A 21,088-nucleotide genomic window follows, 5' to 3' on the forward strand; every position below is an offset into this window, starting at 1 on the left:
TCAGGACTCCGTCAGGCTGCCGTCGGCAGCGATCTGCATCGAAAATAGCGCGCCGTGACCCACGAGCACTTCCAGCAGTCGCTCCCGAGGCAGACCTCGCGCCTGTGCCAGCAACAGGCGCATGACCCCGCCATGGGAGACCAGCAAGACGCGCTCGCCCGCAAAGGTGCGTTGCAGGCGCTGCACGGCGCCGAGCACCCGTGTGGCGAACTGAATCACCGGCTCGCCGTTGGGCGGAGTGAAGCGGAAGGGATCGTTCCAGAAAGCCCCCAGCCCGTCAGCGTCGGTTTCCATGATCTGGGCGGCACTGCGGCCCTCCCAGTCGCCGAAGTGCAGTTCTCGCAGATCCGCCTCCAGATGCAGCGGCACGCCAAGCCGGGCGGACAGCTCTTCGGAAAACCGCGCGCAGCGCTGCAAGGGCGAGCTGACGATACGCTGCCAAGGGCCGGCCTCGGCGACCGCTGCGCGCATCTGTTCCCAGCCCGGACCAGTCAGCGCATCGTCGAGGCTGCCGCGCAGTCCACCGCCCTGCTCGGTCTCGCCATGTCGCAACAGATCCAGATACAGCTTCATGCCGGACGGTCCGCCACCGCTGCTTCGGCGAAAGTCGCCATGCCGTTGTGCAACTCGCAAGCCATCCGCACCAGCGGTACTGCCAATGCCGCGCCGCTGCCTTCGCCGAGACGCAGCCCCAGGTCCAGCAACGGCTCGGCCTGCAGCGTTTCCAGGAGATGGCGATGACCCGGCTCGGCGCCGCGATGACCGAACAGCAGCCAGTCTCGGCACGAGGGATTCAGGCGCACGGCGACCAGCGCCGCCACGCTGCAGATGAAGCCGTCCACCAGCACGACGATGCCTTCCTGCGCACAGGCCAGGTAAGCCCCTACAAGAGCTGCAATCTCGAAGCCGCCCAGGCAGAACAGACTCTGCAACGGGTCGCCGGCATGGTCGGCATGCAGCGCCAGGCCGCGCTCGATCACCCGGGTCTTGTGCAGGATGCCGTCGGCGTTCAGCCCGGTGCCCGGTCCGACTAGCAATTGCGCCGGGCATTCGAGCAGCGAACAGGCGACCGCGCTGGCCGCCGTGGTGTTGCCGATGCCCATTTCACCGCCGACGAACAATTCACTGCCAACGGCCTTGGCGCGGCGAACGCTGTCACGCCCCGCTTCCAGCGCCGCTCGTCCCTGTTCGGCGGTCATGGCCGGCGCCTGCACGAAATTCGCGGTGCCCGCGCCGATACGCAGGTGCCGGGCGCCCGGCAGGTCGAGCGGCGCAACGGTGCCAAGGTCGACGACGTCAAGCTGAGCCGCCAATTGCCGGGCCAATACACTGATCGCCGCGCCGCCGTTGACGAAATTGCGCAGCATCTGTCCGGTCACTTCCTGCGGATAGGCCGAGACGCCCTCGCTCACCACGCCGTGGTCGCCAGCAAAAATCGCGATCCATAGCCGGTCGGCAGCAGGCTTTTCACGACCTTGCAGACCGGCCAGGCGAACGGCCAGCCGCTCCAGCTGCGCCAACGAGCCGGCAGGTTTGGTCAGTTGCTGCTGTCGGGCCAGAGCCGCTTCGCGCATGGGGACGTTCATCGCCTGAGCAGGCTTGAGCCACCAGGAATCATTCATACCGCGGTTCCTTTCAAGGTCAGGGGCAGACCGGCGACGGTCAATATCACGCGCTGGCAGCGCTCGGCGAGCGCCTGATGCAGCAGGCCCGCTTCGTCGACATAACGACGGGTGAGCTCACCCATGGGCACCACGCCCAGCCCGGTTTCGTTACTCACGAACAGCACGCGCCCCGGTAGTCTTTCGACGGCATCGAGCAGCGCCTCGCGCTCATCGCTCAGGCGTTGCGGGTCGTCGAGCATCAGCAGATTGGTCAGCCAGAGTGTCAGGCAATCCACCAGCAGGCAGCGGTCGGGGGCGGCCTGTTCGCGCAGTACACGGGCCAGCTCCAGCGGTTCTTCCACCAGCCCCCAGCTGTCCGGACGGCGCTCGCGATGAACCGCGACCCGCGCGTTCAGCTCGCCGTCTACCGGCTGGCTGGTAGCGATATAAACGACATGCAGCCCGGACTCGCTGGCCAGCCTTTCGGCCAGCCGGCTTTTCCCGGAACGTGCACCACCCAGAATCAGTTGCAACATGTCAGCCAGCCTCCAGACCGCAGAGTTCGCGCAACAGTCGACCGTTGAGATGCTGCTCCACCAGATCGGCCAGACGCTCGATGTCGCGCTCGCGAAGGGCGTGGTAATCCACCCGTTCCACATGCTCCAGCCCCGTCCAGCGCAGCAACGCGCCGCAGGCCTCGGGATTTTCGAACAGCCCATGCAGGTAGGTGCCGAACACCTGGCCGTCGGCGCTCCAGGCGCCGTCGGCGCGGCCGTCTTCCAGGCGCACCGCTGGGCGTTGCAGCGCGGGCCCGGTGGTTACGCCCGCATGAATCTCGTAACCGCTGACCGGAACCTGCTCCAGCGCCAGCGTACCTCGTACATTGCGCAACTGCTTCTCGGCTTCCAGCACCGTGCTCATGTCCAGCAGGCCCAGGCCGGGGCTCGACCCGGCCGCGCCTTCGAGACCGAGCGGGTCGTGAAGCTGCTCGCCCAGCATCTGCAAGCCGCCGCAAATGCCCAGCAGTTTGCCGCCGTAGCGCAAATGTCGCGCAATGGCCTGCTCCCAACCGTTGGCGCGCAGATGCGCCAGATCGCTGCGCACGCTCTTGGAGCCGGGCAGGATGATCAGGTCGGCCGGCGGAATCGGCTGGCCGGGGCCGATGAACTGCAAGTTCACCTGCGGATGCAGGCGCAGCGGATCGAAATCGGTGTGGTTGCTGATGCGCGGCAGAATGGGCACGACCACGTTGAGGACCTGCTCGACCTTGTCTGTCTGGCGCTGGTCCAGACCGTCCTCGGCTTCCAGGTGCAGATTCATCACATAGGGCAATACGCCCACGACTGGCTTGCCGGTGCGTGCTTCGAGCCAGTCCAGCCCCGGTTGCAGCAAGGCGATGTCGCCGCGAAAACGGTTGATGATGAAACCCTTGACCCGCGCCTGTTCGCTCGGCGACAACAGTTCCAGCGTACCTACCAGATGCGCGAACACCCCGCCACGGTTGATATCGGCGATCAACAGCACCGGACAGTCGACCGCTTCGGCGAAGCCCATGTTGGCGATATCGTTGGCGCGCAGATTGATTTCCGCCGGCGATCCCGCGCCTTCGACCATCACCACTGGAAACGCGGCGCTCAGACGCTGATGCGAGGCGAGCACCGCCTGCATGGCGATTTCCTTGTAGCCGTGGTAAGCCACGGCGTTCATGGTGGTCACGGCGCGGCCGTGGATGATGACCTGGGCGCCGGTGTCGCTGTTGGGCTTGAGCAACACCGGATTCATGTCGGTGTGCGGTTCCAGACCGCAGGCCTGCGCCTGAACCGCCTGCGCCCGGCCGATCTCGCCGCCGTCGGCGGTCACGGCGCTGTTGAGCGCCATGTTCTGCGGCTTGAACGGCACCACGCCGGTGCCCTGGCGCTTGAGCCAGCGACACAGCGCGGTCACCAGCGTGCTCTTGCCCGCGTCGGACGTGGTGCCTTGCACCATTAAGGTAGTCATGTGCCCTGCACCATCAAGGTAGTCATGCGCCTTGCACCATCAAGGTTGTCATGGATGCTCCGTAGCGTAATCATTGAGCGCGTTTTCCAGCCTCTGCCAGTCCGCTTCTTCACAAGGCAGACCGAAGCGCAGGCTGCCGGTCTGCGCACTGTCGCCCGAGAACAGTCGCAAGAGGATGCCGCGCCGGGCGCAGAACTCATGAAGCGAATGGGCTCTGGGCGTCACCAGCCACTGAAACAGTGCGCAGCCGCCCTGTGGCGTCAGGCCGTGCCGGTCGAGCAGCGCCACCAGCCGGTCGCGGGCCTGCTCGGTACGTTGCCGTTGCACGGCATGACCCGCCACGTCGCTCAGACACGCCTGGCCGAGAATCCGGGTCGGCCCGCTGACCGACCACGGGCCGATTTCCTGGGCCAGCGTCTTGAGCAGCGAAGGCTCGGCCAGCACGAAGCCGAGTCGCACACCGGCAAGGCCGAAGAACTTGCCGAACGAACGCAGCACCACGAGGCCCGTCCGCGAGCTGCGCGGTGCCAGACTCGATTGCGGGGTGCTGTCCATGAAGGCTTCGTCGACCACCAGCCAGCCGCCGCGCTCGGCCAGTCGCGAATGCCATTCCAGCAAGCGCTCGCAGGGCAGGTGCAGGCCAGTGGGATTGTTTGGATTGACCACCACCAGTACATCGAGGCTGTCGAGGAAGTAGTCCACTTCATGCTCACGCACTTCACGCACCAGAAACCCGCTCTTGCGCCAGGCATGGGCATGTTCGGCGTAACAGGGCGACAGCACACCGACCTTGCCCCGCGCGCGGATGCGCGGCAGTGCCTGGATCGCTGCCTGAGAGCCGGCAACCGGCAGCAGGTGCGGAGCCTGATAGTAGGCGCGCGCCGCGGTTTCCAGTCCGTCGTCGGTTTCCGGCAAGCGCGCCCAGGCTTGCGCGGGAATGTCCGGGATCGCCCAGGACCAAGGCGCAATGCCGGTGGACAGGTCCAGCCAGTCGGCGCGCCCGATGCCATAGCGCAACGCCGCCGCGCGCAGACGTCCGCCATGTTCAAGCATAGAAAGAAGCTCCCGCGCACATCAGGAGAAGCCACAGCCAGACGCCGCGCTGCACCAGTTGCCAGCCTCGATCGATCGACCCGGCGTCCGCCGGAGCGCCCTCGCCCAATTGTGGACGCTCATGCACTTCGCCGTGATAGATCGCCGCGCCGCCCAGCTCGACGCCAAGGGCCCCTGCCCCCGCAGCCATCACCGGACCGGCGTTGGGGCTGTCCCAGGTCGGCCCTTGTGTGCGCCAGCAACGCAGCGCAAGGCGAGTCTTGCCCAAGACCGCGTAGGTCAAGGCCACCAGTCGCGCGGGAATGTAGTTCAACAAATCGTCGATCTTCGCCGCGGCCCAGCCGAAGCGCTCGAAACGCTGATTGCGATAGCCCCACATGGCGTCCAAGGTATTGCTGAGGCGGTACAGCACCACGCCCGGCGCGCCGGCCACTGCGAACCAGAACAGCGCGGCGAATACCGCATCGCTACCGTTTTCCAGTACCGATTCGGTCGCGGCGCGGGCGACTTCGGTGGAATCCAGCTCCGAGGTCTGGCGGCTGACCAGATAGCCGACCCGGCGCCGCGCTTCATCCAGATCGTCGCTGCGCAAGGCCTGGGCCACCGGCTCTACATGCTCGCCCAGGCTACGCAGGCCCAAGGCGCAGTACAGCGCGAGAATGTCCACGATCCAGCCAATCCAGGGCAGCCAGCTCAAAGCCGTCGCCAGCACGGTCAGCGGCACCACGGCCAGCACCCACGCGGTGACTCCATGGCTGCGCCAGCCGCGGCCGCCCGAGTTGAAACGCTGCTCGATACGGTCGGCCAAGCGCCCGAAAGCCACCAGCGGATGGTTGCGTTTCGGCTCGCCAAGCAGCGCGTCCAGCGCCACCCCGGCGACGCTCAGCAGCGCCACGCTCATTGATTCACTCCCCATTGATTCTCGTACAGCAGTTCCCGCAGCGGCCGCGCTTGCGCCCAGCCTTCCAGCACCAGCATGGGCGCCGGGTAGAATTGCGCGACAGGCCCCAGACACAAAATTGCCATGGGCTTGGCGCCTTCCGGCATCCCCAGCAGCACGGCCAGTGCCGCAGGGTCGAACAGCGATACCCAGCCCATGCCCAGCCCTTCGGCGCGCGAGGCCAGCCACAGGTTCTGGATCGCGCAGGACAGCGAGGCGATATCCATCTCCGGCAAGGTGCGGCGACCGAAGATATGTTGCTCGCGCCCTTCCATCAGCGCGGCCACCAGCACTTCGGCGCATTCGCTGATGCCTTCGACCTTGAGCTTCATGAACTCGTCGGTCCGCTCGCCCAGCGCTTCGGCGGTACGAATTCGCTCCTGCTCCACCTGATCCTGAATTCGTGCCCGCAGCGTGGCATCGGTGATGCGGATGAAACGCCACGGCTGCATCAGGCCGACGCTGGGCGCCTGATGCGCCGCTTCCAGCAGACGCGCCAGCACTTCGGGCGCGACGCTCCCGCCGCTGAAGTGGCGCATGTCGCGGCGCTCGGCGATCGCCCGATAAACGGCGGCGCGCTCGTCTGGGCTGTAGGCCTGGTCGCTCATGGTCTGAACAGCGCCGCCATCGCCTGTGGGTTGGAAGGAAAATAAAAGTGCACGTAGGAAGCGGTCAGCCGCCCGTCACGATAAACCGCTTCAGCGCCGCGCCCGCCATTGGGGCTCACGCCCCTGGCGATCGGCTGGATTTCGGTGCTGGTCAGCGAATGATGATAGGTGTGCCCGCGCAGCAGACCTTCGGGCAGTTCGACGGCTTGCAAGGCCAGCGCCGCCAGGCGTTTCTGCATCACTGCTTCACCGCGCAGCAAACCGACCAGTTCGGCGCGCTCGCCTTCCACATCGGTGAGGGCGTCGAGCAGATACAGCATCCCGCCGCATTCGGCGAGTATCGGCTTGCCGGCCCGGTGGTGCTCGCGGATCGCGAGCAGCATGGAACTGTTTTCCGCCAGCGCGCGATGGTGCAGCTCGGGATAGCCACCGGGCAGATACAGGCTGTCGGCCGGCGGCAAGGCCTCGTCACGGATCGGCGAGAAGAAACACAGCTCGGCGCCCATGGCGCGCAACAGATCGAGGCTGGCGCCGTAAGTGAAGGCGAAGGCTTCGTCATGGGCAACCGCAATGCGTACCCCGGCCAGCAATGACTCGACGGACGATGCGTCAGGCGCAGCGAAGGTGACGGCTGGAGGCAGCGCCACTTCACAGGTCTCCGCCAGCGCGGCCGCAGCGGCATCAAGCCGCAAGTCGAGATCGGTCAGTTCGCTCGCCTGCACCAGACCGAGATGGCGGCTCGGCAGCTCGATATCTGTCTCACGTGACAGCGCGCCGTACCAGCGCAAACCTTCGGTCAGGCTGCCTTCCAGCAGTTGGGCGTGGCGCACCGTGCCGACGCGGTTGGCCAGCACCCCGGCGAACGGCAGGTCCGGTTGATAACGCGCCAGCCCCAGCGCCAGTGCGCCGAAGGTCTGGGCCATCGCCTTGCCGTCGATCACGCCCAATACAGGAACACCGAAATGCCGCGCCAGATCGGCGCTGGACGGCGTGCCGTCGAACAGCCCCATGACCCCTTCGATCAGAATCAGATCAGCCTCGCCGGCCGCTTCCCACAACAGGCGACGGCTTTCCTGGGCGCCGACCATCCAGAGGTCGAGCTGGTACACCGGCGCTCCACTGGCGCGTTCGAGAATCATCGGATCGAGGAAATCCGGGCCGCACTTGAAGACGCGAACCTTGCGGCCCTGGTTGCGATGCAAGCGGGCCAGCGCCGCAGTGACGGTGGTCTTGCCCTGCCCCGAGGCAGGCGCGGCGATCAGCACCGCCGGACATTGGCGCGGCTCACTCATGAAGGTCACTCACAACTCGATGCCTTTCTGGGCACGAATGCCGGCCTGGAACGCGTGCTTGACCACGCCAATGTCGGAAACCGTGTCAGCCAGCTCGATCAGCTCCGGCTTGGCGCCGCGACCGGTCACCACCACGTGCTGCATGGGCGGACGCGCCTGCAGGTCAGCCATGACCTGATCGAGGTCGAGATAGCCATGCTTCAAGGCAATGTTCAGTTCGTCGAGGATCACCAGACCGACATTCGGGTCGCGCAGCATCTCGCAGGACACCGCCCAAGCCGCCTCGGCAGCCGCGATATCGCGTTGGCGATCCTGGGTTTCCCAGGTAAAGCCCTCGCCCATCACGTGGTAGCGCACCTGCTCGGGAAAGCGGCGGAAGAACAATTCCTCGCCGGTGCTGTTGCGCCCTTTGATGAACTGCACCACACCGCACTGCATGCCATGGCCCATGGCGCGGGCGAGCATGCCGAACGCCGAGCTGCTCTTGCCCTTGCCGTTGCCGGTCAGGATCAGCAACAGGCCGCATTCGTCGGGGGAATTGGCGATACGCTCATCCATTACGGCTTTCTTGCGCTGCATGCGCGCCAGATGGCGTTCGTCGCGTTCGGGGGATTCGTTCATCTCAGCTCTCCGCTCGAGGACACGCGAAAGCAGACGGAAGGACAGCACTGAACAGCAGAGAGCAATACCCTGCGCAGAGCACCACCCTCCGTGGTGCTGTTGGACTGGATCAGGCCGGTCTCCGGGCTCATGAGCGGGCATTCCCGACCGCGCGCCTTCCCGTGTCAGACACAGTGGCCTTGTGCGCAGCCTTGACTCATCTACCGTTGCGGGGGCAGCGCCGGGATCGAATCTGTCGATACTGACCGGCTTCCCTGTTTCACTCCGCCAATCGGCGATTGCGGAGCACCTGAAACAAACCGCGAAGGGTAGAGGGTTGCACCGGGAGCGTCAATGAACACGTCCAGCCAATCAACCCTCAGAGCCTGTCGGCAGACTGGGCTGGACGATCATGAAAACCTATCGGTTGGTTCGTCGGCGCGTTCCTGACGCGCCTTGAAATTGCTCCAGATCTCGTCTTCGAACCGGCTCATCGACACGATGTTTTTCTGCGAGAGAACGATTGTGAATCCGACGTTCCGTCCCTTGAGCAACATTTCTTCAACTACAGCGGAGTAATCCGTGGTGTAGGTAACCTTCAAAGTATCCTTGTCTCTGTAACCGCTCATGGTAGGGACGATCTGAAAGTCCTCGTCCATACCACCGGCCTCATGCAGATCACCGATGTCGGATACCCGCCCGACATACCCCTTGCGATCTTCCATGGAGAACATGTACTGGTTGTTCTTGTCCCGCATTGACTCCATAAGCTGCCTCGTCAACGGACGGGTGGGCACTTTGGAAGCAAGGATCAAACCTTTGATGGAAGCCGCCGAGGCTTGATGGCGCAGCATCAGCAAACCGGTGAAGATACGGGGCAAGGACCACGCCAGAACAAATGACAGGACTGATGCCTGCGCCAGAAACGCCCACACAGACGCCTTTTCTGCAGTGGTGATTTCGTGATGGGTGAGAAAATCTTTGACGTATTCGATGTAGTCGCCGTAGGGAGCGAATTCAGCAAGAAGAGAAACAAAAATGCCGTGCTTGCTCGCAACCATCAGGCCGAAGCTCATGGCGCAGGCCACTGCAAAGATCAGAACGCCCGTTTTAGCGATGAGCATGTACAGCAGCTGCCCATCGTAGCGGCTCATGGTCGCCTGGCGGTAGATGCTTCCATTGCAATACAGATAGCCGCTAACCAGAATCGGCAGGATGAGAAGGAGCCCCATCAGCCATTTGCCACAATTTTCTTGGCCTTCTTGCTCGCTTCGATAAAACGCTCACTCATCAGGATTTCCTGAGAGTCGATCGACATCCCGCCACGATCACTGACACGCAGTGTGCGTAGCTCACGCAACGAGTCGAGAATTTCCTTCTCCCGCTTACTTGCCTTGAATAGCAGTCCCAGCATAAACGTTCTCCAGACTGACCTGCGCGGTACCGTATGCATACGGTCCGATTGTGCTCAACCCGACGCGAATTTTATCACAGAACGCCTTTGATACTGCTTTACAACCGCCGCTCAGCCGGTCGTGACCGTCACTGCATGTGACGGCACTGTTGCGCTGCTCGCATATTGCGGACTCCGTCGTCGAGTCGGATTGAACCTGCCGCCCCTTCCCGGCTCAATCATGACAACGCCCGATCTTCTGGAGATTGCCCCGTGTTCCGACTCAGCCCGCATTACGCTCTCATGCTTCTGGTGGCCTGCGGCCTTGCAGGTTGCGGCGAGTCCGCGGGCCTGCAGGTGGCCGACGGCACAGGTCCCCGCCCGCAGCTTCCCGAGCCCAACAAGACCCTGCTGCCGACGGTGAATATTGCGCCGGCCATCGGCTGGCCGCAGGGCAGAAAACCGACCTCCGCACCCGGTACTCAAGTGGGCGCATTTGCCGAGGGTCTGGACCATCCACGCTGGCTGTACGTGCTGCCCAATGGCGATGTACTGGTGGCCGAATCCAACGCGCCAGAAAAGGGCAAGCCCGCCAAGGGGCTGCGCGACTGGGTGTCGCGCAAAGTCATGAGTCGCGCGGGCGCCGGTGTGCCGAGTGCCAACCGGATCTCACTGCTGCGTGACAGCGACAAGGATGGCGTGGCCGAAACCCGCACCGATTTTCTGACCCACCTCAATTCGCCTTTCGGTATCACGTTGGTCGGCGACACCTTGTACGTCGCCGACACCGACCGGCTGATCAGCTTTCCCTATCGCGAGGGACAGACCTCGATCACTACCCAGCCCGTTCTGGTTACTGATCTGCCGGGCGGTGAACTGAATCATCACTGGACCAAGAACGTCATCGCCAGCAAGGACGGCAGCAAGCTGTATGTGACCGTCGGCTCCAACAGCAATGTGGGCGAAAACGGCATGGATCAGGAAGAGGGTCGAGCCGCGATCTGGGAAGTGGATCGCGCCAGCGGCCAGAAACGGATCTTCGCCTCTGGCCTGCGCAACCCGAACGGCATGGATTGGGAACCGGTGACTGGCAAGCTGTGGACGGCGGTCAACGAGCGCGACGAGATCGGCAGCGATCTGGTACCCGATTACGTGACGTCGGTACAGGACGGCGGTTTCTACGGCTGGCCTTACAGCTACTATGGCAAGCATGTGGACCAGCGTGTGGAGTCGCAGAAACCCGAGCTGGTCGCCAAGGCCCTGGTGCCCGACTACGCCGTCGGCCCTCACACCGCGTCACTGGGTTTGGTATTCGCTGACGGCAAGACGCTGTCCGCTCCGTTCAATGAAGGCCTGTTCATTGGCCAGCACGGCTCATGGAACCGCAAGCCCTTGAGCGGCTACAAAGTGGTGTTCATACCCTTCAGGAACGGCCAGCCCGACGGGGCGCCGGTGGACGTGCTCACTGGGTTCCTGGATGCGGATGAAAACGCCATGGGCCGTCCGGTCGGCGTCGTCAATGATGGACGCGGCGGGCTGCTGGTCGCGGATGATGTGGGGAACAAGGTGTGGCGGGTGACGTCGGGGCGGTGAAATCGATGCTTCGTGTCGTTGCAATCGCCAGCAAGCTGGCTCCTACGTGCGTCGTGGGAGCCAGCTTGCTGGCGATGGGGGCATCAATGCGCGTTCTGCGCCAGATTCGCAGGCTGGATCACGCGCTTGGCGTTGAGATAGGCCTTCTGCCAATAGGGCTTGTTCAGGCTGTCGAGCTTAACAGTTCCGCCTGTCGCCGGGGCGTGCACGAAGCGCCCTTCGCCGACATAGATCCCGGCATGCGAAACATGCGAGCCACCTGCCGTGGCGAAGAACACCAGGTCACCCGACTGCAACTGCTCCAGACGTACGTCCGGGGCGCCGATGGTGATCATGTCGCGGGTCGAGCGTGGCAGTGAGATGCCGGCCGCGTCGCGGTAGACATAGCCGATCAGACCACTGCAATCGAAGCCTGAATCGGGCGTGTTGCCGCCCCAGCGGTACGGCGTGCCGACCAGCCCGAGCGCGCGAAACAGCACATCTTCGGCGGCCTGGGACAAAACTTGCGGGGGAGCTGTGACCACCGGGCGGTAGACCACCTGGGGCTGGAGAGGAGGTGCGCTGGCGCAGGCGCCAAGCAGTACGGCAAACGAAACGACTGTCAGGCGTAACCTAATCGACATAACCCACAACGTCCTGGTCCGGATGCGGCTTACGCTGCCGAAAAGCCCAAAACGCAGACAGACCTCAAGTCTGTCTGCGCATCGCATTATTTATGGCGTTTTACTGCGGTCTTCACTTTAGTCGAGGTCATCGCGGTCGTCTGCACCGCCGGGCGGGCTTTCGCCACACCGGCGGCCGGCGCCATGGCCAGAGCGCGCTTGGCTTCGATGAATGTCTTGCTCCAGTAGGCATCGTCGAGACTGTCGATGCGAACGCCACCGCTACGACGGCTGCTGGAGTGGATGAACCGATCGTCGCCCAGGTAGATGGCGGCGTGGCTGACCCGACCGCGGCCGCGGGTGCTGAAGAACAGCAGATCGCCCGGCTCCAGGTCATTGCGCGACACCAGTGGCGCATCGACGTTGATCATTTCACGCGTGGAGCGCGGCAGGTTCATGCCCGCTTCTTCGCGGAACAGGTAACCGATGAAACCGCTGCAATCGAAGCCCGACTTGGTCGAAGAGCCCCCGAAGCGGTAGCGGGTACCGATCAGCGACTTGCCACGCTCCAGGATGCTGTCGGCCAGAACCGGCAGCTGGTAAGGCTTGTTGTCGGCGAAACGGGCCAGCTCGGCTTCGGTGGCCAGTTCGTCTTGCAGATCCGCTACGTCGGCGCGCTTGGCGGCGGACTGAGCGGCATTGGCATGCTGGTACTGCGCTTGCTGCTGAGCGGGTTGTGTCTGTTCCGAAACCGGTAAATTGGCGGAGCAACCGAACAGCAATGTAACGAGTGCGAGGGGCACGAGGGGTGCGAAGCGAACAACTTGCATGGGCACGACCGTGGCTGAACTACTGAGAAGGCGCGACTATGCCCGCTATGAAGCTGATTTGCAAATTCAATCGAACTAAATGTGACTTACGAGCTGCGGCATGACATGTGCCGCCCGCTCCTTCAGAAACGCGTCCATTCCCGAGCTGTGATCGGTGCTGACCGGATTGATCTCGGCGGTGAACCCTCCGCAAATACGGGCGCGCAGCACCGGCTCATGGATATAGGCGAAGCTGGCGGTGGTGCCAATGCTCAGTACCGCGTCGAAACCCAGGGCCATCTGTTCGTGCAGTGTTTGCAGGGCCTGCTCGGGAAGCATTTCCTGAAACAAAACGACGGACGGTCGCAATATGCCACTACAGATCCGGCACAGCGGCGGTAGCGGTCGCTGCAAATGCGCGCTGAGCTCCGGGTCTTCGGCGCCACAGCTCTGGCAGTACAAGGGCGAGATCTGGCCGTGAATCTCGATCAGACGTTCCGGCGGACTGCCCGCCGCCCGATGGTAACGGTCAACGTTCTGGGTCAGGACCCAGCAGTCGGGCTTCATGCGCTGCAGCTGAGCGATGGCGTAATGCGCGTCGTTGGGCTGGCCGCCCAGGCACGCCTTGCCCAGTTCCGCAATGTACTTCCAGCACAGTGCCGGGTCGCGACGCAGCATCGGGCCGGACAGGGCCATCTCGATGGGCAAGCCATCGTCGGTCATGCCGTTGTACAGCCCGCCGACGCCACGATAGGTCGGCAGACCCGAATCCGCCGACAGCCCGGCGCCAGTGATGATCAGGATTCGCTGTGCATGGCGCAACGCGGCGGCCGTCTGCAACAGCGCGGCCTGATCTACCATCCCAGGGTCTCTTTGAGGAAGGGAATGGTCAGCTTGCGCTTTTCCTGCAGCGAGGCCTGATCCAGCCGCTCCAGCAGCTCGAACAGCGCGCTCATGCTGCGCGTGCCGCGCGTGAGGATGAAATGCCCGACTTCGTCGGTGAGGTGCAGGCCGCGTCTGGAAGCTCGCAGTTGCAGGGCGCGCAGCTTGTCTTCGTCGGACAGGCCGCGCATCTGGAAGACCAGTGCCATGGTCAACCGCGACTTGAGGTCCGGCAGCTTGACCGGCAGCTCGCGCGGCGATTTGGACGCGGCGATCAGCAGTCGGCGGCCGCTGTCGCGCAGCCGGTTGAACAGGTGGAACAGCGCCTCTTCCCAATCCGGCTTGCCGACCACCGCTTGCAGGTCGTCCAGGCAAACCAGTTCGTACTGTTCCAGGTGATCGAACAGTTCGACGCCTTCATCGATGACTTCAGCCAGAGGCAGGTAGACCGCGGGCTCGCCCATCTGCTCGAAACGCAGACAGGCGGCCTGCAACAGATGCGTGCGCCCTACCCCATCCTTGCCCCACAAGTAGATGAGGCTTTCCGTCCAGCCGGCATCGGCTTCGCACAGGCGCTCGACGTAGCCGAGTGCAGCGGCATTCGCGCCTGGGTAGTAATTGATGAAAGTGGCGTCGTCACGCAGACGCACACTCAGGGGCAGCTGAATCGGTTTCATGCTGTCTGAGCGGTTCAAGCGAACCGCCAAGGGCCTCTGTGTAAAGTGTGCAAAGTCTATACCCGTGGGGCAGGTCGCACAATGCGCCTGCAAAATCAAAGGCTTGCGGATCAGAGGTCGGGGTCTTCCGCGCCACCGTAGATTTCCGAATCCTTGTACAAGTCGTGGGCGTGACGAACCAGGACCATGATCACCGCCGCCACCGGCAGCGCCAGCAGGATCCCGGTGAAGCCGAACAGCTCGCCGCCGGCCAGAATCGCGAAGATTACCGCGACCGGGTGCAGGCCGATCCGGTCGCCCACCAGCAGCGGCGTCAGCACCATGCCTTCGAGTGCCTGTCCGACCATGAACACCGCGACGATACCCAGCATCGGGTACAGGTCGCCGCCGAACTGGAACAATCCGGCGATCAGTGCCGCGCCGATGCCGATCACGAAGCCCATATAAGGCACGATCGCCGCCAGTCCCGCGATTACCCCGATCAGCAGTCCCAGCTCCAGCCCGACCAGCATCAGCCCCGCGGCATAGATCACACCCAGGCCGACCATCACCAGCAACTGCCCGCGAATAAAGGCGCCCAGCACTTCGTGACATTCGCCCGCCAGCTTGACCACCTGACCCTCGCGCTGACGCGGCAGCAAGCCGCGGATCTTGCCCATCATCAGGTCCCAGTCGCGCAGCAGGTAGAAACACACCACCGGAATCAGCACCAGGTTGGTCAGCCAGCCGATCAGCGCCAGACTCGAAGCGGTCGCGCGGGCCACTACGATGCCGACGATATCCCCCGCCTGCCCCATGTGCGAGGAGATGGCCGCTTTGACCCGGTCGAAGCGCCAGAAACCTTCAGACAAGCCGAACTTGGCCTGCACCCACGGCAGCGCGGTATGTTGCAGCCAGTCGAGGATCTGCGGCGCGAGCTCATAAAGACGCATCAGCTGTTTGGCCAGCATCGGCACCAGCACCAGCAGCAGCGCCATCAGCACCAGGGTGAACAGGCCGAATACCGCGACCACGCTCAAGGTCCGCGAAAGCCCGAGCTTTTCCAGGCGGTCGACGATCGGGTCGCCCATGTAAGCCAGCAGCAGCGCCACCAGGAACGGCATCAGAATCGGGTGCAGCAACAAAATGAAACCGACCAGCAGGGCAACCCCGCCGAGCCAGAACCAGCGCCGTGAATCAGTCATCGATGTCTCTCATTACAAAGGAACAGGCAGTTTTACCAACGGAAATACAGTTGCGGCGCGGCCGCCGGAACGATAGCCGGACCGGAGCTGGCCGGAACCGGCGCCTGGCCCTGCTGCGTTGGCACAACCGCCTGCTCGGCCGGGATCTCTTGCAGCTTGCCCAGCGCCAGTTGCGCGCGGACCTGCTCGGCGCTGCCGGCCACTTCGAAATCGAGGCGGTCGCCCTGTACAGCCTTGAGGCGTCCACCGAAAGGTTCCAGCAAACGCAGCATTTCGGCGTAACGCTCCAGCGTCATGTCCTGAACCTGCAACACCAGCGCCGTCGAGGCGCCTGGCTTGGCAACGAAGCGAGGCGCCAGTCGCTGGCTCACCGCCAGCAGCACCGCGTCGGCCAGCGCTTCGGAGCTGGCGCCGGTCGCGGTGCCCTGCTCGCGCTGATCGCCCAGCCACAAGCGCCATTTGCCTTGCCACTGCCCCGCGTCTTCCTTGGCGTGGACAGCCAGGATCGCGTCGGCGCCGTAACGCTCGGAGGCTTCCTTGAGCGAGGTCGCGTCATTGCTTTCCAGGGTTTGCGCGGTGCCGACGCTCTGCTCGCTCAGATCAGCCAGCGGCAGGCGCAACGGCAGGCCGCGATGCTGGGCGGCGCGGCGCAGAGGTTCGGCAGAGCCTTGGCCGTCACCGACCAGATTGGTGTTCTCAACCGATTCGTTCAGCCACCAGCCAAGGATCGACGGACGATTACTGCCCCAGATCGGCAAGCCGGCCTGGCGCAGGGCGCGGTCGGTGGTCGCGGGATCGAAATCCACCAGCAGCGTTTCCGGAGGACCGGCTTCGTAGCCGTACTGACTGATCACTTGTTGCGGGTCCTTGCGCAATGAGGCGAGCGCGGAGCCCTGCGCGGCCTTGGCATCGCCGGTCAGGCGCAGCACCAGCGTTTCCAGCGCGGCCTGGGTGGCGCGGGTGCGCTCGTCGGGAGACTGGCTGCTGACCGGCTCGCGGACCTGGTAGAGATTGGCGACGGTTTCAGCGAGGCCGGGCAGGCTGAACACTGACAGGCAGCCGGCGAGAAGGTAACTGGAAAAACGCATGAAGATATCCCGAACGGAAGAAGAAACGCCGCGGCATGCGGCTTCAGGAGGTTGAGCGAGCCTAGGACAGCACATCCTCTCGAATCATTCACCTTAAAAGTACAGCTTAACAGCGCGAACGAACCTGACGCGCTCGCACGCACCGGTTATTTTGCGCGACTGCGGCCCTGCCGTCGGCCCAAGGATGGCCCCTGCGGTGCAAGCCTGATAAAATCGCGCGCCTTCGCAGACCGGCGATAGCGGCGGCTTACACCGCGTGATGCACAAGCGTCGCGCAGGGCCCTGCTGCTGCGGTCGATCCCTCCGAATCCCCCCTAAAGGCCTGGATTTTTATGAGCAAGCAACCCTCCCTGAGCTACAAAGACGCCGGTGTGGACATCGACGCCGGTGAAGCATTGGTCGAACGCATCAAGAGCGTCGCCAAGCGCACCAAGCGTCCTGAAGTCATGGGCGGCCTGGGAGGCTTCGGCGCCCTCTGCGAAATCCCGGCCGGCTACAAGCAGCCAGTGCTGGTATCCGGCACCGACGGCGTCGGCACCAAGCTGCGTCTGGCCCTGAATCTGAACAAGCACGACAGCATCGGCATCGATCTGGTCGCCATGTGCGTCAACGACCTGGTGGTGTGCGGCGCGGAGCCGCTGTTCTTCCTGGACTACTACGCCACCGGCAAGCTGAACGTTGACACCGCCGCCCAGGTCGTGACCGGCATCGGCGCGGGCTGCGAACTGGCGGGCTGCTCGCTGGTGGGCGGCGAAACCGCCGAAATGCCCGGCATGTACGAAGGCGAAGACTATGACCTGGCCGGTTTCTGCGTGGGCGTGGTCGAGAAAGCCGACATCATCGACGGTTCCAAAGTGGCCGCGGGCGATGCCCTGCTGGCACTGCCGTCCTCCGGCCCGCATTCCAACGGCTATTCGCTGATCCGCAAGATCATCGAAGTGGCCGGTGCCGACATCGAGAACATCCAGCTGGACGGTAAGCCTCTGACCGACCTGCTGATGGCCCCGACCCGCATCTACGTCAAGCAGCTGCTCAAGCTGATCAAGGACACTGGTGCGGTCAAGGCCATGGCGCATATCACCGGCGGCGGCCTGCTGGACAACATTCCTCGCGTGCTTCCAGAAGGCGCCCAGGCAGTCGTCGACGTCGCCAGCTGGCAGCGTCCCGCGGTATTCGACTGGCTGCAGCAGCAGGGCAACGTCGATGAGCACGAAATGCACCGCGTGCTGAACTGCGGCGTGGGCATGGTGATCTGCGTGGCTCAGGAGCACGTGGAAGCGGCCCTGAACGTTCTGCGCGAAGCCGGCGAACAGCCTTGGGTCATCGGCCAGATCGCCACTGCCTCCGAAGGCGCCGCGCAAGTCGAGCTGAAAAACCTCAAGGCGCATTGATGTCAGCCACCTGTAACGTCGTGGTGCTGCTCTCCGGCACCGGCGGCAACCTGCAGGCCATGATCGACAGCTTCAAGGACGGGACCACTCCCGTCCGGATTCGCGCGGTCATATCCAACCGGAACGACGCGTTCGGCCTGCAGCGCGCCAGGGACGCGGGCATAGATGCCTGCGTCCTGGACCACAAGGCCTATGAAGGCCGCGAGGCGTTCGATGCCGCGATGATCGAGCTGATTGATACCTTCGATCCGCAGCTGGTCGTGCTCGCGGGCTTCATGCGTATCCTCAGCGGCGACTTCGTGCGCCACTATCATGGCCGGCTGCTCAACATCCATCCTTCCCTGCTGCCGCTCTACAAAGGGCTGCACACTCATCAACGGGCCCTGGATGCCGGCGACAAGGAACATGGCTGCAGCGTGCACTTCGTCACCGAGGAACTCGATGGCGGCCCTCTGGTCGTACAGGCAGTTGTTTCGGTACAGTTGCAGGACTCGCCCGCGACCCTTGCGCAGCGGGTTCATCTTCAGGAGCACCGCATTTATCCGCTGGCAATTCGCTGGTTTGCCGAAGGCCGGTTGTGCCTCGGCGAGCATGGAGCCTTATTGGACGGCCAGCCTCTGCCGGCCAGCGGCCATTTGATTCGAAACTAGGAGACACCATGCGACGCGCCTTGCTCTTCGCTTTCGCTCTGTTCGCCCTGCCTGCGGCCCATGCAGCAGACCTTCAACCCTTCTCCGCCAGCTACACCGCCGACTGGAAGCAGCTGCCCATGAGCGGCACCGCCGAGCGCAGCCTCGAAGCGGGCGCCAACGGTGTCTGGACGCTCAACTTCAAAGCCTCGATGATGATCGCCAGCCTGACCGAAGTCAGCACGCTGAAGATGGAAAACGACGCGATCCTGCCGCAGTCCTACAGCTTCGAGCGCAGCGGCCTGGGCAAATCCAAGAAAGTCGACCTGTCGTTCGACTGGGCGAACAAGTTCGTCACCGGCTCCGACCGTGGCGATGCCGTCAAACTGCCGCTTAACCGTGGCATGCTCGACAAGTCCAGCTACCAGCTGGCGTTGCAACACGACGTGGCGGCCGGCAAGAAGAGCATGAGCTACCAGGTCGTCGACGGCGACGAAGTGGACACCTACGATTTCCGCGTGCTGGGCTCCGAGAAAGTGTCCACGAAGGCTGGTCAGGTCGATGCGATCAAGGTCGAGCGCGTTCGCGATCCGACGCAGAGCAAGCGCATCACCGTGCTGTGGTTCGCCAAGGACTGGGACTACCTGCTGGTCCGCCTGCAACAGGTCGAAACCGATGGCAAGGAATACAACATCATGCTGCTGGACGGCACGGTGAACGGCAAAGCTGTGAAAGGCAGCTGATCCGAGACCGCAATACCGAAGCCCCGCCTTGCGCGGGGTTTTTTATTGCCGCTATCGCCAGCAAGCTGGCTCCTACCCCTGCCCGTAGGAGCCAGCTTGCTGGCGATAGCGTTCATGAAGAAAGCTTCATGAACGGCCAGACCCTCCAAAACCCTTGATCTAGAGCCTTCCCAGCGTTTCAAGAATACAACCGCCGCAGCCACTCCACTCCCGACTGTTTACTTAGCAAGCTAACCAAAACTATAAATAAAACCTGCGACGCATTGTCGCAGCATCCAGAGTCAGGAGCCTATCGATATGACCGTAAAAGTGACTGAACGCGACGACGCCCACCTCTCCCATGAAGCCGTAGGCCACGGCATCCATATCTGGGACGTGCACCAGCAGGACCAGCTGGTCGGCATGTTCCATGACGAGTCCGAGGCGCATCGGTACAAGGAAGAGCTGGAGGCTCTGGAGAGTCGGCGGGGTCAGTGAACATCGCCAGCAAGCTGGCTCCTACGCAATACGCTGCTGTAGGAGCCAGCTTGCTGGCGATAGGCCTTACCACATCAAGTCGTCAGGCACCTGATACGCGGCATACGGATCATCGGCATCCGGCGCTTCCGTCGGGGTGTTGAGCAGCACTACGCGACGCGGGTCGCGTTCCTGGATCTTCAGCGCCGCCTCGCGCGGGATGATCTCGTAACCACCGCCGTGATGGACGATCGCCAGCGAGCCGCTGCTCAGTTTGTTGCGCATCAGCGCATTGACCGAGATCCGCTTGACCTTCTTGTCGTCGACGAAGTTGTAGTAGTCCTCGGTGGTGAGCTTGGGCAGGCGCGAGACTTCGATCAATTGCTTGATCTGCGCGGCGCGGGCTTTCTGCTCGGCCTTTTCCTGCTGCTGGCGGTTCAGCTCCTGGTCGCGCTTGACCTTCTCGGCCATCGCTTCCTCGGCGGCGCGCTTCTGGGAGTCGTCGGCCTTGGCCTGCCCTTTGTGCACCAGACGCTGTTCTTTCTGCTTTTCTTTGCTGACCTGCTTGGCCTGCTTTTGGTTGACCAGACCTGCCTTGAGCAATTGGTCGCGAAGGGAAAGGCTCATCTGTTTACTCACTTATGCCGTTGCAGCGCGCTCAGCCACAGCTGGGCGCGTTCTTTTCCTGACGTTTGGCTTCACCCCAGAGGGCGTCCATTTCTTCGAGTGTGCAATCTTCAATCGGACGCCCACTGTCGCGCAATGCCTGTTCTATGAATCGGAAGCGTCTGTCGAACTTGCCGTTGGCCGAGCGCAACGCGGTTTCGGGGTCGACCTTGAGGTGTCTGGCGAGATTGACCACCACGAACAGCAGGTCACCGATCTCTTCGGCCACCGCTGCGGTGTCGTTTTCCGACATCGCTTCCAGCACTTCGTCGAGCTCTTCCCGCACCTTGTCGACCACCGGCAGCGCTTCCGGCCAGTCGAACCCGACCTCGGCCGCGCGCTTTTGCAGCTTGGCGGCGCGACTCAACGCCGGCAGCGCGACAGGCACGTCATCCAGCAAGGACAATTGCTGAGGAACGTCGGCCTTTTCAGCACGTTCCTCGGCCTTGATCTCATCCCAGCGCCGATTGATCTCTTCCTCGCTCAGACGCGGCGCTTCCAGCGGCGCATACAGATCTCCGGTCGGAAAGACGTGGGGATGGCGGCGCACCAGCTTGCGGGTGATCCCGTCGATGACGCCGTCGAATTCGAAGCGCCCTTCTTCCTTCGCCAACTGCGCGTAGTACACGACCTGAAACAGCAGATCGCCCAGCTCGCCCTGAAGATGCTCGAAATCGCCGCGCTCGATGGTATCGGCCACTTCATAGGCCTCTTCCAGCGTGTGCGGCACGATGCTCGCGTAGGTCTGCTTCAGATCCCACGGACAGCCATGCCGAGGATCGCGCAGCCGGGCCATGAGATGCAGCAGGTCTTCAAGTTTGTACATGTTCATTCTTCCTCACGCGCCTTGTAGGAGCGGATTCATCCGCGAATCAGTCGC

The 21,088-nt window shown here is 63.3% G+C and carries 24 protein-coding genes and 1 riboswitch; of the genes, 5 read left to right on the forward strand and 19 right to left on the reverse strand.

Annotated features, from left to right (window positions below; genetic code table 11):
- The 11 genes from cobC to TRP66_RS06330 all read right to left on the reverse strand — a co-directional run bounded on the left by cobC (nt 1) and on the right by TRP66_RS06330 (nt 9,509).
- A complete protein-coding gene (gene cobC / locus TRP66_RS06280) occupies nt 1-573 on the reverse strand; it encodes an alpha-ribazole phosphatase family protein (RefSeq protein ID WP_333400506.1) in 573 nt (190 codons plus the stop codon).
- Complete coding sequence (gene cobT / locus TRP66_RS06285; protein WP_333400507.1) at nt 570-1,622, reverse strand: nicotinate-nucleotide--dimethylbenzimidazole phosphoribosyltransferase; 1,053 nt, start codon at nt 1,620-1,622, stop codon at nt 570-572. The genes cobC and cobT overlap by 4 nt, the downstream gene beginning before the upstream one ends.
- On the reverse strand, nt 1,619-2,140 hold the full coding sequence (gene cobU / locus TRP66_RS06290; protein WP_333400508.1) for a bifunctional adenosylcobinamide kinase/adenosylcobinamide-phosphate guanylyltransferase: 522 nt from the start codon (nt 2,138-2,140) through the stop codon (nt 1,619-1,621). The genes cobT and cobU overlap by 4 nt, the downstream gene beginning before the upstream one ends.
- A gap of 1 nt (nt 2,141) precedes the next feature.
- On the reverse strand, nt 2,142-3,602 hold the full coding sequence (locus TRP66_RS06295; protein WP_333400509.1) for a cobyric acid synthase: 1,461 nt from the start codon (nt 3,600-3,602) through the stop codon (nt 2,142-2,144).
- A gap of 48 nt (nt 3,603-3,650) precedes the next feature.
- Nucleotides 3,651-4,655 carry a threonine-phosphate decarboxylase CobD gene (gene cobD / locus TRP66_RS06300; RefSeq protein WP_333400510.1) on the reverse strand — a complete coding sequence of 335 codons (1,005 nt, stop codon included), beginning with the start codon at nt 4,653-4,655 and terminating at the stop codon, nt 3,651-3,653.
- Nucleotides 4,648-5,556, reverse strand: coding sequence for an adenosylcobinamide-phosphate synthase CbiB (gene cbiB / locus TRP66_RS06305; RefSeq protein WP_333400511.1), 909 nt, complete (start codon nt 5,554-5,556; stop codon nt 4,648-4,650). Before cbiB ends, cobD begins: the two co-directional genes overlap by 8 nt.
- Nucleotides 5,553-6,203: a 5,6-dimethylbenzimidazole synthase gene (bluB, locus tag TRP66_RS06310; protein WP_333400512.1), complete on the reverse strand. Its 651-nt coding sequence runs from the start codon at nt 6,201-6,203 to the stop codon at nt 5,553-5,555. Before bluB ends, cbiB begins: the two co-directional genes overlap by 4 nt.
- Nucleotides 6,200-7,495 carry a cobyrinate a,c-diamide synthase gene (locus tag TRP66_RS06315; protein ID WP_333400513.1) on the reverse strand — a complete coding sequence of 432 codons (1,296 nt, stop codon included), beginning with the start codon at nt 7,493-7,495 and terminating at the stop codon, nt 6,200-6,202. Before TRP66_RS06315 ends, bluB begins: the two co-directional genes overlap by 4 nt.
- Before the next feature lie 9 nt (nt 7,496-7,504).
- A complete protein-coding gene (gene cobO, locus TRP66_RS06320; RefSeq protein ID WP_333400514.1) occupies nt 7,505-8,116 on the reverse strand; it encodes a cob(I)yrinic acid a,c-diamide adenosyltransferase in 612 nt (203 codons plus the stop codon).
- 95 nt (nt 8,117-8,211) lie between these two features.
- Nucleotides 8,212-8,424, reverse strand: a riboswitch (cobalamin riboswitch).
- An 81-nt stretch (nt 8,425-8,505) separates the two neighbouring features.
- Nucleotides 8,506-9,327 (reverse strand): hypothetical protein, encoded by an 822-nt coding sequence (locus TRP66_RS06325; RefSeq protein WP_333400515.1) that lies wholly within the window; start codon nt 9,325-9,327, stop codon nt 8,506-8,508.
- Entirely contained in the window at nt 9,327-9,509 is a 183-nt protein-coding gene (locus tag TRP66_RS06330) for a hypothetical protein (protein WP_333400516.1), read from the reverse strand. The genes TRP66_RS06325 and TRP66_RS06330 overlap by 1 nt, the downstream gene beginning before the upstream one ends.
- A 252-nt stretch (nt 9,510-9,761) precedes the next feature.
- On the opposite strand from TRP66_RS06330, the gene TRP66_RS06335 reads away from it, so the two are divergent.
- Nucleotides 9,762-11,081, forward strand: coding sequence for a PQQ-dependent sugar dehydrogenase (locus TRP66_RS06335; protein ID WP_333400517.1), 1,320 nt, complete (start codon nt 9,762-9,764; stop codon nt 11,079-11,081).
- An 83-nt stretch (nt 11,082-11,164) separates the two neighbouring features.
- On the opposite strand, the gene TRP66_RS06340 is transcribed toward TRP66_RS06335, so the two are convergent.
- From TRP66_RS06340 to TRP66_RS06365, 6 genes are all read right to left on the reverse strand, one after another.
- Nucleotides 11,165-11,704 carry a C40 family peptidase gene (locus tag TRP66_RS06340; RefSeq protein WP_333400518.1) on the reverse strand — a complete coding sequence of 180 codons (540 nt, stop codon included), beginning with the start codon at nt 11,702-11,704 and terminating at the stop codon, nt 11,165-11,167.
- Between the two features lie 86 nt (nt 11,705-11,790).
- Entirely contained in the window at nt 11,791-12,513 is a 723-nt protein-coding gene (locus TRP66_RS06345) for a C40 family peptidase (protein ID WP_333400519.1), read from the reverse strand.
- A 75-nt stretch (nt 12,514-12,588) separates the two neighbouring features.
- The gene (locus tag TRP66_RS06350) at nt 12,589-13,353 is read right to left on the reverse strand and encodes an NAD-dependent protein deacylase (protein ID WP_333400520.1); all 765 of its coding nucleotides are present in this window, start codon (nt 13,351-13,353) and stop codon (nt 12,589-12,591) included.
- Nucleotides 13,347-14,051 carry a DnaA regulatory inactivator Hda gene (hda, locus tag TRP66_RS06355; RefSeq protein ID WP_333400521.1) on the reverse strand — a complete coding sequence of 235 codons (705 nt, stop codon included), beginning with the start codon at nt 14,049-14,051 and terminating at the stop codon, nt 13,347-13,349. Before hda ends, TRP66_RS06350 begins: the two co-directional genes overlap by 7 nt.
- A 110-nt stretch (nt 14,052-14,161) precedes the next feature.
- Nucleotides 14,162-15,235 (reverse strand): AI-2E family transporter, encoded by a 1,074-nt coding sequence (locus TRP66_RS06360; protein ID WP_333400522.1) that lies wholly within the window; start codon nt 15,233-15,235, stop codon nt 14,162-14,164.
- Between the two features lie 32 nt (nt 15,236-15,267).
- Nucleotides 15,268-16,323 (reverse strand): DUF2066 domain-containing protein, encoded by a 1,056-nt coding sequence (locus TRP66_RS06365; RefSeq protein ID WP_333400523.1) that lies wholly within the window; start codon nt 16,321-16,323, stop codon nt 15,268-15,270.
- Between the two features lie 332 nt (nt 16,324-16,655).
- Between TRP66_RS06365 and purM the strand changes: the two genes are divergently transcribed.
- The 4 genes from purM (at nt 16,656) to TRP66_RS06385 (ending at nt 19,563) form a co-directional block, all read left to right on the forward strand.
- Nucleotides 16,656-17,714, forward strand: a complete 1,059-nt coding sequence (purM, locus tag TRP66_RS06370; protein ID WP_333400524.1) for a phosphoribosylformylglycinamidine cyclo-ligase — start codon at nt 16,656-16,658, stop codon at nt 17,712-17,714.
- Nucleotides 17,714-18,364: a phosphoribosylglycinamide formyltransferase gene (gene purN / locus TRP66_RS06375; RefSeq protein ID WP_333400525.1), complete on the forward strand. Its 651-nt coding sequence runs from the start codon at nt 17,714-17,716 to the stop codon at nt 18,362-18,364. Before purM ends, purN begins: the two co-directional genes overlap by 1 nt.
- Nucleotides 18,365-18,372: 8 nt before the next feature.
- Complete coding sequence (locus TRP66_RS06380; protein ID WP_333400526.1) at nt 18,373-19,086, forward strand: DUF3108 domain-containing protein; 714 nt, start codon at nt 18,373-18,375, stop codon at nt 19,084-19,086.
- Between the two features lie 297 nt (nt 19,087-19,383).
- A complete protein-coding gene (locus TRP66_RS06385) occupies nt 19,384-19,563 on the forward strand; it encodes a hypothetical protein (protein ID WP_333400527.1) in 180 nt (59 codons plus the stop codon).
- A 66-nt stretch (nt 19,564-19,629) separates the two neighbouring features.
- Here the strand turns inward: TRP66_RS06385 and TRP66_RS06390 are convergent, their stop codons facing one another.
- Entirely contained in the window at nt 19,630-20,169 is a 540-nt protein-coding gene (locus TRP66_RS06390) for a DUF2058 domain-containing protein (RefSeq protein ID WP_333400528.1), read from the reverse strand.
- A gap of 31 nt (nt 20,170-20,200) precedes the next feature.
- Nucleotides 20,201-21,034 (reverse strand): nucleoside triphosphate pyrophosphohydrolase, encoded by an 834-nt coding sequence (mazG, locus tag TRP66_RS06395; RefSeq protein ID WP_333400529.1) that lies wholly within the window; start codon nt 21,032-21,034, stop codon nt 20,201-20,203.
- Between the last annotated feature and the right edge of the window lie 54 nt (nt 21,035-21,088).

Source organism: Pseudomonas sp. JDS28PS106 (assembly GCF_036706555.1).
In the GTDB taxonomy this organism is placed as follows: Bacteria; Pseudomonadota; Gammaproteobacteria; order Pseudomonadales; family Pseudomonadaceae; genus Aquipseudomonas.